The sequence below is a fragment of the Siccirubricoccus phaeus genome, from assembly GCF_008360935.1.
Classification (GTDB): Bacteria; Pseudomonadota; Alphaproteobacteria; order Acetobacterales; family Acetobacteraceae; genus Siccirubricoccus; species Siccirubricoccus phaeus.
This window is the reverse complement of record NZ_SRXO01000008.1, coordinates 67,618-81,406: the sequence shown is the minus strand read 5'-3', so window position 1 is coordinate 81,406 and position 13,789 is coordinate 67,618. Positions and strand designations below refer to the sequence as shown.

The window sequence follows — 13,789 nt, the reverse complement described above, 5'->3', positions numbered from 1 at the left end:
CAAACTTGTAAAGGATGTAAAGAATGGCCCGGGCGCTGATCGGCCGCACCCTGCGCCGGCTGCGGCAGGAACGGGGGCAGACGCAGCAGGCCCTGGCGAGCCGCCTCGGCATCTCCGCCAGCTATCTCAACCTGATCGAGCACGACCAGCGCGCCGTCACCGCCAGCCTGCTCATCAAGCTGACCGAGGCGCTGCAGGTCGATCTCGCCACCCTCTCCGGCAGGCAGGAGAAGGCGCTGGAAACCGGGCTGCGGGAGGTGCTGACCGACCCGCTGCTCGGCCTCGAGGAGGTGCCGGAGGCGGAGCTGGCGACGCTCGCCGGCGGCGCGCCCCAGGCGGCGCGTGCCATGCTCGCCTTGTATCGCGCCTGGCGCGTGGCGCGGGAGGACAGTGGCGGGATCGCCCTGCCCACCGGCCGCCGCCTGCTGCTGCCCAATGAGGAGGCCCGCGACTTCTTCCACGACCACGCCAACCATTTCCCCGGGCTGGAAGCGGCGGCGGAGGCGCTGGCGACGGCGATGGGCGTCACCGCGCCGGCCGAGATGAACCACGCCGTGGCGCAGCGGCTGCGCGAACGGCACGGGCTGGTGGTGACGGTCGGCCCGCTCGGCGGCACGCTGCGGCGCTACGACCCGGCGGGGCGGCGCCTGGAGCTTTCCGAGGCGCTGCCGCGGGAAAGCCGCGGCTTCCAGCTCGCCTTCCAGTTGCTGCTGCTGGAGGCGGGGGAAGCGGTGCAGGCGGCCATGGCGGGGTTCGAGCCGAGCAGCCCCGAAGCGGCGCAGCTCATCCGCATCGGGCTGCTGAATTACGCCGCCGGCGCGCTGCTGATGCCCTACGCCCCCTTCCTGGCCGCGGCGCAGGAATTGCGGCATGATCTGGAAGCGCTGGCGGCACGCTTCGGGGTTTCCTTCGAGCAGGCATGCCATCGGCTGACGACGCTGCAGCGCGAGGGGGCCCGAGGCATCCCCTTCTTCTTCCTGCGCGTCGATCCGGCGGGGAATGTGGACAAGCGCTTCTCCGCCGCCGGCTTCCCCTTCGCCCGCTTCGGCGGCTCCTGCCCGAAATGGATCGTGCATCACGCCTTCGCCACGCCCGGCACGCTGCGGGTGCAGGTGGCACAGCTGCCGGACGGCGCCGGCTTCCTCTGCCTGGCGCGCAGCGTGCAGGCGCCGGCTTCGCGCTGGGGGGAGCCGCCGGCGGTGCATGTGGTGGCGATCGGCTGCGACCTCTCCCGCGCCGCGGAGCTGGTCTATGCGGAGGGGCTGGACCTGGCGGGGGCGACGGTCGGCATCGGGCTGTCCTGCCGGCTCTGCGACCGGGCGGAGTGCCGCAGCCGGGCCTTTCCGCCGCTGGAACACCGGCTGGCGCTGGACCCGCTGGTGACCAGCGCAGCTCCCTGGAGATTCGAGGTGGCGAGGGAAGGCGTCGCGCCGCAAGGCGCGCCTCTCCCCCGAACCCCCGCCCGCCAAGGGCCGAAGGGCCCTTGGAACCCTTGAGTTTTGCGTCTCGGCCGTCGCGCCTAGAGTCATGGTTTCCAAAGGCCCTTCGGCCTTTGGCGGGGAGAGTTCGAGAGGGGCAGCCCCTCTCAACGGAACCGAAGCGCCTCCAACGAGTCCAGGCACCCGACACCGCACGAGGCCCGCATGCCCCTGCCCATCGAGGACTACGCCCTGATCGCCGATGGCCACACTGCCGCGCTCATCGGCAAGGACGGCTCCATCGACTGGCTCTGCCTGCCCCGTTTCGACAGCGCCGCCTGTTTCGCCGCCCTGCTCGGCGGGCCGGAGCACGGCCGATGGCGCATCGCCCCGCAGGACGAGATCCTCGCCACACGCCGCCGCTACCGCCCCGGCACCCTGGTGCTGGAGACGGAATTCGAGACCGCGGAGGGCTGCGTGGCCCTCATCGACGGCATGCCGGTGCGGAACGGCGCCGCCGACCTGGTACGGCTGGTGGAAGGCCGCCGCGGCCGCGTCGCCATGGCGATGGAGCTGGTGCTGCGCTTCGATTACGGCTCCCTCATCCCCTGGGTGCATCGCGCGGCGGATGGCACGCTGCTGGCCGTCTGCGGCCCGGACCAGGTGGCGCTGCGCACCCCCGTCCCGCTGCGCGGCGAGAATTGCCGGACCTATGCCGAATTCACCGTCACGGCGGGGGAGGCGGTGCCCTTCCACCTGGTCTGGACCGAATCCCACAAGCCGCCCGGCCCGCCGGTGGAGGCCGCCGCCGCCCTTTCCGCCACCGAGCACCATTGGCGGGACTGGCTGGCCGGCTGCCGGATCGCAGAGGAAAGCCCGCATCCGGAGATGCTGCGCCGCTCCCTCCTCACCCTGAAGGCGCTGACCTATGCGCCGACCGGCGGCATCGTCGCCGCCCCCACCACCTCCCTGCCCGAGACGCTGGGCGGCGAGCGGAACTGGGATTACCGCCTGTGCTGGCTGCGCGACGCGGCGCTGACCCTGCACGCTTTGGTCCGCGCCGGGCATCTGGGGGAGGCGGAGGCCTGGCGCCGCTGGCTGCTGCGCGCCGTCGCCGGCACGGCGGAGCAGGTCCGCCCGCTCTACGGCCTGGACGGCCAGCGGCGGACGCCGGAGATGATCCTGCCCTGGCTGCCGGGCTATGAGGGCGCCGCCCCGGTGCGCATCGGCAATGCCGCCAGCAACCAGCTCCAGCTCGACGTCTATGGCGAGGTGGTGGATGCCTTCTACGCTGCCCGCCATGTCGGGCTGCAGGGCAATGGCCAGACCTGGGCGATGACCCGGGCGATGCTGGACCACCTGGCGCAGATCTGGCGGGAGCCGGATGAGGGCATCTGGGAGGTGCGCGGCCCGCGCCGGCACTTCGTCCACTCCAAGGTCATGGTCTGGGTCGCCTTCGACCGCGCGGTGCGGGCGGCCGAGGAATACGGGCTGGAAGGGCCGATCGCCGCCTGGCGCGCGCTGCGGGAGGAGGTGCATGCGGAGGTCTGCGCCCAGGGCTTCGACGCGAAGCGCGGCAGCTTCATCCAGAGCTATGGCAGCCCTGCCCTGGATGCCGCGCTGCTGCGCATGCCCCTGGTCGGCTTCCTGCCGGCCGACGACCCGCGCATCCAGGGCACCGTCCGCGCCATCGAGGAGGAGTTGCTGGAGGACGGGCTGGTGCTGCGCTACCGCCCGGACCCGCGGGTGGAAGGCCTGCCGCCGCAGCGGGAGGGCACCTTCCTGGCCTGCACCGCCTGGCTGGGCGAGGTCTACGCGCTGCAGGGCCGATGGACGGAAGCGCATGCGGTGCTGGACCGGCTGGTGGGCCTGGCCAATGATGTCGGGCTGCTGGCGGAGGAATACGACGCGCGGGCCGAGCGGCAGGTGGGGAATTTCCCCCAGGCCTTCTCGCATCTCGGTCTGGTCGGCCTGGCCTTCGCCCTGGCCCGCCGGCCGGCGCGGGAGCGGGCGGAGGGCGAGGGGGCGGAACCGGCGAGGAACTGACGAAGGAAGATCGGGGGCTTTGCCCCCGAACCTCCACCGGGGAGGCGAAAGCCTCCCCGGACCCCTCGACACCTTTCAGACCCGTGGGGCCGGCCGCATCACCCCTTCACGTCCATCGCCTGGCGCAACCCATCGGCCAGCAGGTTGAAGCAGATGGAGGTGACGAAGATGCAGGCGCCCGGCAGCACCGCCACCCAGGGCTGCACATAGATCGCGGTGCGCAGCGTGTTCAGCATCAGCCCCCATTCCGGCTCCGGCGGCTTGGTACCGAGGCCGAGGAAGCTGAGGCCGGAGGCGATGATCATGCAGACCGAGATCAGCGAGGTGGCATAGACGAAGATCGGCCCCAGCACATTCCCCAGCACATGCACGCGGACGATGGTGAAGCCGGAGGCGCCGGAGGCCCGCGCGGCATCCACGAAATCCAGGCTGCGCACGCCCTGGGTCACGCTCTCCGCCACCCGGATGATCTGCGGGATGAAGACCAGGGTCAGCGCCAGGATGGCGTTGAAGATGCCGGCGCCGAGCGCGCCGGAAATGGCGACGGCCAGCAGCACGGAGGGGAAGGCGTAGAACACGTCGGTGACGCGCATGATGGCCATGTTCACCTTGCCGCCCACATAGCCGGCGGTGACGCCCAGGGTGGTGCCGATGATGAAGGCGAAGACCACCGGCGTGATGCCCATGAACCAGGAGAGCCGCCCGCCATAGAGCAGGCGCGTCAGGATATCGCGCCCCAGCTCGTCCGTACCCAGCGGGTAGTTCGGCGTGCCGATGGCGCGCAGCCTTCGGATCATGCTGCCCTGGTAGGGGTCGTGCGGCGCCAGCAGCGGGGCGAAGACGATGGCCAACAGCATCAGCAGCAGGATGCTGGCGCAGAGGATCGTCACCGGGTCCCGTCGCACGCGCTTCCACACGCCGGCCCAGTAGCCGTCGGATTTCGCCTGGGCCTGGCGTGCCTGGACGGCGAGCTCGGCCTCGGCGGCGGAGGGGGTGGTGGCGGTGCTCATGGGTATTCCCTCCTCAGGCCCGCTTGAGACGTCGCGCGGCAACGCGCGCGGATGGTAGCCACGCGGCAACGCGCGCGGATGGTAGCCACGCGGCAACGCGCGCGGGTGGAAGCCGCGCGGCAATGCGCGCGGATGGTAGCCACGCAGCGCTGCGCACGGACGGAAGAGCGCGGCAACATGCGCAGATGGTTCCGCGGATCATGCCCGCTTGATCCGCGGATCGAGCGCCGTCTGCATCAGGTCGACTATCAGGTTCAGCGCCACGAAGAACATGGCCAGCACCAGGATGGTCCCCTGCAGCACCGGCAGGTCCCGCTGGAAGATGGCGCTGTTCAGCAGCAGCCCGGTGCCGGGCCAGGAGAACACCGTCTCCACCAGGATGGAGCCGCCCATCAGGTAGCCGAGCTGCAGCCCCATCACAGCCAGCGCGTTCGGCGCGGCATTCTTCACCACATGCAGGAAGATGGCACCGCGGGTCATGCCCTTGCCGCGCAGCGCGGTGATGAATTCCTGGTTCATGATCTCGGCGACCAGGCCGCGCACCGTGCGCGTCACGATGCCCATGGGGATGACGGAAAGCGTGACCATCGGCAGCACCAGGTGCTTCACATGGTCCCAGTCCCAGGCCCAGTCGGAGGAACCGCCGGGCCCCGCCCCCATCGCCGGCAGCCAATTGAGCTGCACGGAGAAGATGACGACCATCACCATGCCCAGCCAGTAATGCGGCACGGACACGCCGGCGACGGCCAGCCCCACCGCGCCGCGATCGAGCACCGAGCCGCGGAAGGTTCCCGCCAGCCCCCCCAGGATGCAGCCCAGCAGGAAGCCGAGCGTCGAGGCGCAGAAGGCCAGCATCAGCGTATTGCCGATGGCGGTCGAAAGATCCGACCAGACCGGCCTTCCGGTGGCCAGCGACCGGCCGAGATCGCCCTGCACCACCTTGTACAGCCACAGCCCGAATTGCGCCGGCAGCGGCTTGTCCAGGCCGTAATCCTTCTTCACCTGCTCCACCACATCCGCCGGCGCATCCGGCGGGACGATGGCGTTGATCGGGTCGCCCGGCGCGATCTGCACCAGCATGAAGCAGACGAACCCGACCGCGAGGGCGATCGGGATGGCGTAGAGCACGCGGCGGAGCAGGTAGAGAATCATGCGGTCATTCCTCGAATGGGGCGGGCCGCCGGCCCGCCCCGCAGGCGTTACTGCACATAGGGCAGGCGAAGATCGACGAACCAGCTCTGCGGCTGGACGAAGCCGCGGATGCGCGGCGCCATGGCACGCGGCGCCACGTCATGGGCGATCCAGATGAACAGCGCCTCATCCACCCCTGCGGCATGCAGCCGGGCCAGCGCCGCGTCGCGTGCCGCCGGGTCGAAGGTGTTGCGCGCCTCGCGGATCATGGCGTCGAATTTCGGGTCGTCGAAGAAGCCCCAATTATTGCTCGTCGGCGGCGCCATCCGGCTGTCCCAGAACCGCACCATGGCGAAGAAGGGGTCCATGGCGGCGAAGGAGACGTTGGTGGCGTGCGCGCCCCGGGCCGAAGGCGCAGTGCAGCCCTGGCGCCAATTGGTGAAGAGGGTGTTCCAGTCCACCACGTCGAATTCGACGTCGATGCCGACCTCCTTCAAATCCTGCTGCAGGAATTCGTTCATCGGCAGCGGCTGCATCTGGCCGGAGCCGCTGGCGCTGATCTGCACCTTCAGCGCCAGCCGCCGGTTCGGGCCGTAGCCGGCCTCGGCCAGCAGCCGCCGCGCCTCCGCCTTGTCCGTGCGGATCTGGAAGCCGGGGTTGCCCCACCAGGGATGGCCCGGCGCCACGGTGCCCACCGGGGCCACCATGAAGCCGCCGAGGAGCTGCTTCAGCCCCTCCCGGTCGATCGCCAGGTTCAGCGCCCGTCGCACCCGCACATCGGCCAGCGGGCTGCCCTGGACGAAGCAGGGCTGCCAGGGCCAGACATGCGGCTGCAAATTCTGGGTGATCACCATGTTGCGCGCGCGGAGCTGCGGCACGGCATCCGGCGCCGGCGCCTCGATCCAGTCCACCTGGCCGGAGAGCAGCGCGGCGGTGCGCGCATTCGCCTCCGGGATCGGCAGCAGGACGATGCGCTCGGCCTTGGCCTTCTCGCCCCAGTAATTCTCGTTCCGCACCATCTCCACCCGCTCCCGCGGGACGAAGCGCACCAGGCGGAAGGGCCCGGTGCCGGCGGGGTTGGCGGCGAAGGCGTTCCAGGCGGCCTCGGCGTTCGGCGCCGCGGCGCGCAGCTTCTCCCATTGCGTGGGGGAAGCCATGAAGAGGTTGGTCAGGTTGATCGGCAGCAGGCTGTCCGGCTCGCTCGTAAAAAGCGCGACGGTGAGCTCGTCGACCTTCTCCGCCCGGCGCAGCGCCGGCATGCGCGTGGCCGTCAGCCCCACCTGGCGCGGATCGTAGTGCGGCGCCTCGCGGTCCAGCACCTTCCGGACATTCCACACCACCGCATCGGCGTTGAAGGGCGAGCCGTCATGGAAGGTGACGCCGGGGCGTAGCCTGAACACCCAGCGCGTCTTGTCCGCCTCATCCACCGCCCACTCCGTGGCAAGGCCGGGGATGACGGTGGAAGGCTTGTCGGCCGCGGACAGATCCCAATGCGTCAGCGCGTCGTAAAGCGGGATGCCGGTGAAGCGGTTGCCCTCGAAACCCTGATCGGGCTGGCCATGGGTCAGCGGGATGTCCGCCGCGGTCATGCCGATGCGGATGGTGCCCTGCGCCGCGGCGGGGCCGGCGGCGAGCAGGGGCAGGCTGGCGATGCAGGCAGCAAAGATTGCACGCCTGAGGGTCATGGCAAGGCGTCTCCCGGAGACCTGGCTTGTGCCGTGTGATGACGAAGGCCCACGCCTCCCGGCGGACCCGCCAGGGGTTTCGCAAGGGTCGTGCCACCCCCTGGCGGGGCCCTCCGGGGGGGATTGGGCCCTGCCCCGCCGCCGCCCTGCCCATTCCAAGGGCAGCCTGCCCATGCCGGCAGCGGCCCGCATGCCCCGGGGCGGGCATCGCCGGGCGCCGGGGGCGGTGGGCCGGTGGCGCGCCGGCCCGCCGCCGGCCTCAAACGGTCTCTTAAGCCCCGCCCGGCAAGATGCCCGCGCAGGAGCATGGCCGGGACATGGCGGGCAGAGGCAAGCGGGACGGCGCCACCATCGTGGTCCGGAAATATGAGGAAGGCGGCCACGCGCATCATGGCGGCGCGTGGAAGGTGGCCTATGCCGATTTCGTCACCGCCATGATGGCCTTCTTCCTGCTGATGTGGCTGCTCAACGCCACCTCGGAGGAGCAGCGCCGCGGCCTCGCCGACTATTTCTCCCCCACCAACGTCCTTGGCCGCAACGCCACCGGCTCCGGCGCCCCCTTCGGCGGCGCCACGCCGAACGCGCCCGGGGAGATGTCCAGCAGCACCACCCTGCTGCGGGTGGAGCGCGGCCCCTCCCCCGCCCGCGTCGACCTGGATGAGGAGGAGGAGGCGGAGCAGGCGCCGCAATCCGGCCCCGGCGCCCCGACCGACCACCCCATCCCCGGCGAGGCCGGCCTCGGCCCCAACCAGGCCAGCACCGCGCCGCCCGGCGCCGCGCCGCCGATGGGCACGCCGCAAGGCGCCCTGCAGGGCGCTCTCCAGACCCCCGGCACCACGGATGGCAATCTCGGCGGCAGCCGGCCGGACGGCATCACCGATGCCGAATTCCGCGCCGAGGCCGCGCGGCGCGAGGCCGCCGCCTTCGAGCAGGCCGCCGAGGAGCTGCGCGCCGCCGTCCGCGACGACCCCGCTTTGGCCGAGCTCGCCCGCCAGCTCCGCATCGACCAGGTGCCGGAGGGGCTGCGCATCCAGCTCCTCGATGCCGACCGCCAGCCGATGTTCCCGGTGGGCGGCGCCACGCCGAACGACCGGGCGCGGGCGCTGATCCAGCGCGTGGCGCAGATCGCCGCCCGGCTGCCCAATGCCCTGGCCATTGCCGGCCACACCGATTCCACCCCCTTCCGCGGCGGCGAACGCAGCAATTGGGAACTCTCCGCCGAGCGCGCCAATGCGGTGCGCCGCATCCTGGTGGAAAGCGGCATCGGCGAAGCGCGGCTGCGCAGCGTCACCGGCAATGCCGACCGCGACCCGCTGCTGCCCGACCAGCCCAATGCCGCGGCCAATCGCCGCGTGGCCATCACCCTGCTGCGCGCCGCGCCGCCCCTTGCTCCACCTTCCGCCGCGGCTCCGGGAACCCCATGACCACGATCGGCGGCCTCGTCTTCCTGCTCGCCTGCGTCTTCGGCGGCTATGTCATCGCCGGCGGCAAATTCGACGTCATCCTGCACTCCCTGCCGCATGAGATGATCACCATCGGCGGGGCGGCGATCGGCGCCTTCGTCATGTCCAACAGCCCGCACGACATCAAGCATGTGCTGGGCGGCTTCGGAAAGATCGTGAAGGGCTGCAAATTCCACAAGCACGAATACACGGACCTGCTCGCCCTGCTCTACTGGTTCGTCCGCCTGGCGCAGTCCAAGGGCGCCATGGCGCTGGAGCCGCATATCGAGAAGCCGGAGGAAAGCGCCGCCTTCCAGAAATTCCCGGGCATCGCCGCGGACAAGACCGCCTGCGCGATGATCTGCGACTATCTCCGCATGGTCGGCATGAATGCCGACGACCCGCACCAGATCGAGGACATCATGGCGCGGGAGCTGAAGAAGCGGACGAATGAGGAGCTGCACGCCTCCCATGCCATGCAGGCCATCGCGGATGCGCTGCCGGCGCTCGGCATCGTCGCGGCGGTGCTCGGCGTCATCAAGACCATGGCCTCCATCGACCAGCCGCCCGTGGTGCTCGGCGGGATGATCGGCGGCGCGCTGGTCGGCACCTTCCTCGGCATCCTCCTCGCCTATGGCATGATGGGGCCGATGGCCGCGCGGCTGAAGGGCGTGGTGGAGGAGGAGGCCCTGTATTACGAGGTGATCCGCGCCGTCATCGTCTCCCACCTGCATGGCAATGCGCCGCAGGTGGCGGTGGAGGCCGGGCGCAAGACCGTGCCCACCCATGCCATGCCGAGCTTCCAGGAGCTGGAGGCGGTACTGCAGGAGCTGCAGATTTCCTGACGCCGGGCCGCGTGAGGAAACGCGGAGCGGGCCGGAAGGCTGAGGCAGGGCAGGCCGGGCCGGGCCGGCGACGCAGCGCCGGGCAAGGAACCAGAACAGGCAGCGCCGGACCGGCGAAGCGGGGCCGGGCTGGCATCCGGGGCGCGATGGTGTAGCATCTTCCGCCAAGCGCCGGAAGGCGCAACCGACGGAGGAAATGGATGTCCCTGCTTCGCGGCGCGGCCTGCGCGCTTGCCCTGTGCCTTGCGCCCCTTGCCGCCGGTGTCCAGGTTGCCGGCGCCCAGGTTTCGGATGACGTGGTGCGCGTCGGCGTGCTCACCGACATCTCCGGCCCCTATGCGGATTTCGCCGGCCCCGGCTCCGTCATCGCGGCGCGCATGGCGGCGGAGGACCACAATGGCGGCCGCGCCCTCGGCAAGCCGATCGAGGTGGTGGGCGGCGACCACCAGAACAAGCCGGATGTCGGCGCCGCCCTGGCCCGCCGCTGGGTGGACACGGACCGCGTGGACATGGTCATCGACATGCCGAACAGTGCCGTCGCGCTGGCCGTGCAGCAGGTGGGGCGGGAACGCAACCGCATCATCATCAACACCTCCGCCGTCACCACCGAACTCACCGGCCGGCAATGCTCGCCGGTCGGCTTCCACTGGGTGCTGGACAGCTATGCCCTGTCCTCCGGCATCACCCGCGCCGTCATGCAGCAAGGCGGCCGGAGCTGGTACTACCTGACCGTCGATTACGAGGGCGGCTACGCCAATGAGCGCGGCTCCGAGGCGGTGGTGACCGCGGAGGGCGGCCGGGTGCTCGGCCGGGCGCGCCACCCGCTGAACACGCCGGACTTCTCCTCCTTCCTGCTGCAGGCGCAAGCCTCTCGCGCGCAGGTCGTCGCCCTCGCCAATGGCGGCGCGGATACCGTGAACGCGATCAAGCAGGCGGGTGAGTTCGGGCTCACCCGGCAGGGCCAGCGCCTCGTCGGCTTCTTCGTCAACATCACCGATGTGAAGGCGCTGGGCCTGCAGACGGCGCAGGGCGTCGTCCTGGTGGATGGCTGGTACTGGGACCAGAACGAGGAGACCCGCGCCTTCGCCCGCCGCTTCGCCGAACGCCACCAGGGCCGGATGCCGACGCAGTACCAGGCTGGCGTCTATTCCGGCGTGCGCCACTGGCTGAAAGCCATCGAGGCCGCCGGCACGGATGAGGCGATGGCGGTCGCGGCGAAGATGCGGGAACTGCCGGTGGACGACGTCTTCGCCCATGGCGGCCGGGTGCGCGCGGATGGCCGGCACGTGCATGACGTGCATCTGATGGAGGTGAAGAAGCCGGCGGACTCCTCCAGCCCCTGGGATCTCTACCGCATCCTGGCCACCATCCCGGGCGAGCAGGCCTTCCGCCCGCTGAACGAGGGCGGCTGCCCGCTGGTGCGGCCATGAGCGCGCCGATGACTGCCCCCCTCGGCTTCATTGGCCTCGGCGCCATGGGGGCGCCGATGGTCCGCCGGCTGCTCGGCGCCGGGCATCAGGTGCTGGTGCATGACGTGAATCCGGTGGCGGTGGCCGCCGCGGTGTCCGCCGGCGCCAGCGCCCGCCCCTCCCCCGCCGCCGTCGCGGCGGAGGCGGCGACCGTGCTGGTCAGCCTGCCGACGCCGGATGTGGTGCAGAAGGTGGCGCTGGCCCCGGGCGGGCTGGCGGAGGGCGCGGCGCTGCGCACCTATGTCGATCTCTCCACCACCGGGGCACAGGTGGCTGTGGCGGTCGCTGAGGGCCTGGCGCCGCGCGGGGTGACGGCGCTGGACGCGCCGGTCTCGGGCGGCGTGGCGGGGGCGGAGGCAGGCACGCTCTCCGTCATGGCGGCCGGCGACCGGGCGGCCTTCGATGCGGTGCGGCCGGTGCTGGAGGCGATCGGCAGCAACACCGTCTTCGTCGGGCCGCAGGTCGGGCTGGGCCAGACGCTGAAGCTGGTGAACAACCTGCTGGCCGCCGCCACCTGGGCCGCGGCCTGCGAGGCCTTCGCCATGGGCGCCAAGGCCGGGCTGGACCCGGAGCTGATGGTCGGCGTCATCAACAAGAGCTCCGGCCGCAGCTTCGCCACGGAGCGCTTTGCCGAGGGGCCGGTGCTGTCCCGCCGCTTCGATTTCGGCTTCCGTATGGAGCTGATGGCGAAGGACATGCGCCTGGCCTTGCAGGAGGCGGAGGCGCTGGGGCTGGTGATGCCGACCAGCCGGGCGGCGCAGATGCTCTATGGCCTCGCCATGTCCGGCGGCCTCGCCAAGGGCGACATCTCGGAGCTGGCGAAGATCACCGAGGGCTGGTCCGGCACGGAGCTGGTGGCGAGCCGGCGGAACGAGGCGTAGCGCCGATCGAGGGCGCTGTTCCCGCCCCCCCCGGCAGAGGGCTTTGCCCTCCGCGCTCCCGCCGGGGCCAGGACCTGGCCCCGGACCCCGGTCTGCCTCGGCAGGCTGAACCGCAGAACTCCCATCGAGGTCGGAGGGTGGTCCACCTCCGGCGGGGTCCAGGGGCAGCGCCCCTGGTGGGGGGTTGGCGGGACTGCCGCCAACGGGCAAAGCCCCTGCTCAGGCCGGCGTCCGCTCCAGCAGCTCGATGGAGATGTTCTCCGGCCCGCGGATGAAGCAGATGCGGACGCCGGGGCGGGCCTGCTTCGGCTCCATGGTGAAGGTCACGCCCTTCGCCTTCAGCTCCGCCGCCGCCTCGTCCAGCCCTTCGACGAACAAGCCGATATGGTCGAGGCCCTGATAGGGCGAGGAGGGCGCCGCCGCCACCGCCGCATCGGCCTCGGCGATGAAGATGTCCTGGCCGCCCAGCTTCAGGTCGATGCGCGGCTTGCCGCCGGGGGCGGAGCGGAGGATTTCCGCGCCCAGGGTGTCGGCGAACCAGGCGGCGGTCGCTTCCGGGTTCGGGCTGCGCAGATGGATGTGGTCGAAGCGGATCTTGGGCATGGCTCGTTTCCTCCTGGCTTTGCTCCGGGCGCAGCCTGGTGTCCTGCCCGCGAAGCGCGCCGGATTTCCAGCGAACGGCGCGGACAAGCAGGCCACTGAAAACAAGAGCTGGCGTCCTGGGTCCGAAGCCCGCAGGACTTCGGACCCAGGAGACTAGGACGGGGCGGGGCGGCTGGACAGGGGCAGGGCTCGGGCGGGAGAGTGGCGGCAGGGTTTCCGGGGAAACGTCATGCCGCATGTCAGCCGCCGCGCGACGCTGGCCGGGCTGCTCGCCGCGCCGGCGGCGCGGGCCCAGCCTGTCCCGTTGCGGGTCATCGTGCCCTTTGCCCCGGGCGGCGCCACGGATGTCGCGGCGCGGCTGATCGCGCCGAGCCTCGGGGAAGCGCTCGGGCGGCCGGTGGTCATCGAGAATCGCGGCGGCGGCGGCACGGTCATCGGCACGGAAGCCACGGTGAATGCGGCGCCGGACGGCAACACGTTGGGCTTCTTCACCGTCAGCTCCGCCGTGCTGAATGCGCTGCTGCGGCCGGGGCTGCGCTTCGAGACGCGGCGGGCCCTGGCGCCCGTCTCCCTCATCGGCACCATGCCCATGCTGGTCGTGGCGGGGCCGCATGTGCCGGCGCACACCCTTGGGGACCTGCTGACGCTGCTGCGCGAAAGCCCGCGGCCGCTGACCTATGGCTCGGCCGGGCCGGGTTCCATCAACCATCTCTCGGCGCATCTGCTGGCGATGCGCGCCGGCGGGCGGGCGGAGCATGTGCCCTATCGCGGGGCGGGGCTGGTGATTCCGGACCTCATCGCCGGCACGGTGGACGTCCTCATCGAGGGCTTCGCCTCCCTGCACCCGCATGTGGCGAGCGGGGCGCTGCGTGGCCTGGCGGTGACGGGCGCGGCGCGGCATCCCTCGCTGCCGGCGGTGCAGACGGCGGAGGAGGCGGGGCTGCCGGGCTACCGCATCCTCAATTGGTTCGGCTGTTTCGCCCCCGCCGCCACGCCGGCGCCGGCGGTGGCGCGGCTGGCGGAGGGGTTGCGGGCGGCGGTGCGCTCGCCCGCGGTCGCGCAGCGCCTGGCAGAGAACGGCATCGACGCCGTGGGCAGCGACCCGGAGGGGCTGGCGCAATTCTGGGATGCGGAATTCGCCCTGTGGCGCCCGGTGGTGCAGGCGGCCGGGGTGACGCTGGACTGAACGGCCTGCGGCCCGGGGCCGCGCCGCGCCCGCCATCCGGCGGGCTTGACCCCGGGCGGGCGCCGCCGGCACC

Annotated in this window: 11 protein-coding genes; 7 read left to right on the top strand and 4 right to left on the bottom strand. The window is 71.4% G+C overall.

All coding sequences use genetic code 11. The features are described 5' to 3' along the window. The first annotated feature begins 23 nt into the window (after positions 1 to 23). Positions 24 to 1,496 (top strand): helix-turn-helix domain-containing protein, encoded by a 1,473-nt coding sequence (locus E5N76_RS13075; RefSeq protein ID WP_149537750.1) that lies wholly within the window; start codon positions 24 to 26, stop codon positions 1,494 to 1,496. Between the two features lie 147 nt (positions 1,497 to 1,643). Beyond that, complete coding sequence (locus tag E5N76_RS13070; RefSeq protein ID WP_149537749.1) at positions 1,644 to 3,464, top strand: glycoside hydrolase family 15 protein; 1,821 nt, start codon at positions 1,644 to 1,646, stop codon at positions 3,462 to 3,464. A 98-nt stretch (positions 3,465 to 3,562) separates the two neighbouring features. On the opposite strand, the gene E5N76_RS13065 is transcribed toward E5N76_RS13070, so the two are convergent. The 3 genes from E5N76_RS13065 to E5N76_RS13055 form a co-directional block, all read right to left on the bottom strand. Further along, the gene (locus E5N76_RS13065; protein ID WP_149537748.1) at positions 3,563 to 4,474 is read right to left on the bottom strand and encodes an ABC transporter permease; all 912 of its coding nucleotides are present in this window, start codon (positions 4,472 to 4,474) and stop codon (positions 3,563 to 3,565) included. A gap of 198 nt (positions 4,475 to 4,672) precedes the next feature. Continuing rightward, positions 4,673 to 5,626: an ABC transporter permease gene (locus tag E5N76_RS13060; RefSeq protein ID WP_149537747.1), complete on the bottom strand. Its 954-nt coding sequence runs from the start codon at positions 5,624 to 5,626 to the stop codon at positions 4,673 to 4,675. A 47-nt stretch (positions 5,627 to 5,673) separates the two neighbouring features. Further along, on the bottom strand, positions 5,674 to 7,290 hold the full coding sequence (locus E5N76_RS13055; RefSeq protein WP_149537746.1) for an ABC transporter substrate-binding protein: 1,617 nt from the start codon (positions 7,288 to 7,290) through the stop codon (positions 5,674 to 5,676). 317 nt (positions 7,291 to 7,607) lie between these two features. On the opposite strand from E5N76_RS13055, the gene E5N76_RS13050 reads away from it, so the two are divergent. The 4 genes from E5N76_RS13050 to E5N76_RS13035 all read left to right on the top strand — a co-directional run bounded on the left by E5N76_RS13050 (position 7,608) and on the right by E5N76_RS13035 (position 11,927). After that, on the top strand, positions 7,608 to 8,714 hold the full coding sequence (locus E5N76_RS13050; RefSeq protein ID WP_149537745.1) for a flagellar motor protein MotB: 1,107 nt from the start codon (positions 7,608 to 7,610) through the stop codon (positions 8,712 to 8,714). Further along, on the top strand, positions 8,711 to 9,577 hold the full coding sequence (gene motA / locus E5N76_RS13045; RefSeq protein ID WP_149537744.1) for a flagellar motor stator protein MotA: 867 nt from the start codon (positions 8,711 to 8,713) through the stop codon (positions 9,575 to 9,577). The genes E5N76_RS13050 and motA overlap by 4 nt, the downstream gene beginning before the upstream one ends. A 200-nt stretch (positions 9,578 to 9,777) precedes the next feature. After that, on the top strand, positions 9,778 to 11,007 hold the full coding sequence (locus tag E5N76_RS13040; protein ID WP_149537743.1) for an ABC transporter substrate-binding protein: 1,230 nt from the start codon (positions 9,778 to 9,780) through the stop codon (positions 11,005 to 11,007). Between the two features lie 8 nt (positions 11,008 to 11,015). Then, complete coding sequence (locus tag E5N76_RS13035) at positions 11,016 to 11,927, top strand: NAD(P)-dependent oxidoreductase (RefSeq protein ID WP_187830141.1); 912 nt, start codon at positions 11,016 to 11,018, stop codon at positions 11,925 to 11,927. Between the two features lie 219 nt (positions 11,928 to 12,146). Here the strand turns inward: E5N76_RS13035 and E5N76_RS13030 are convergent, their stop codons facing one another. Continuing rightward, complete coding sequence (locus E5N76_RS13030; protein WP_149537741.1) at positions 12,147 to 12,530, bottom strand: VOC family protein; 384 nt, start codon at positions 12,528 to 12,530, stop codon at positions 12,147 to 12,149. Between the two features lie 229 nt (positions 12,531 to 12,759). Here E5N76_RS13030 and E5N76_RS13025 point away from each other — a divergent pair, with 229 nt between their 5' ends. Further along, positions 12,760 to 13,716 (top strand): Bug family tripartite tricarboxylate transporter substrate binding protein, encoded by a 957-nt coding sequence (locus tag E5N76_RS13025; protein WP_149537740.1) that lies wholly within the window; start codon positions 12,760 to 12,762, stop codon positions 13,714 to 13,716. Positions 13,717 to 13,789 lie beyond the last annotated feature (73 nt).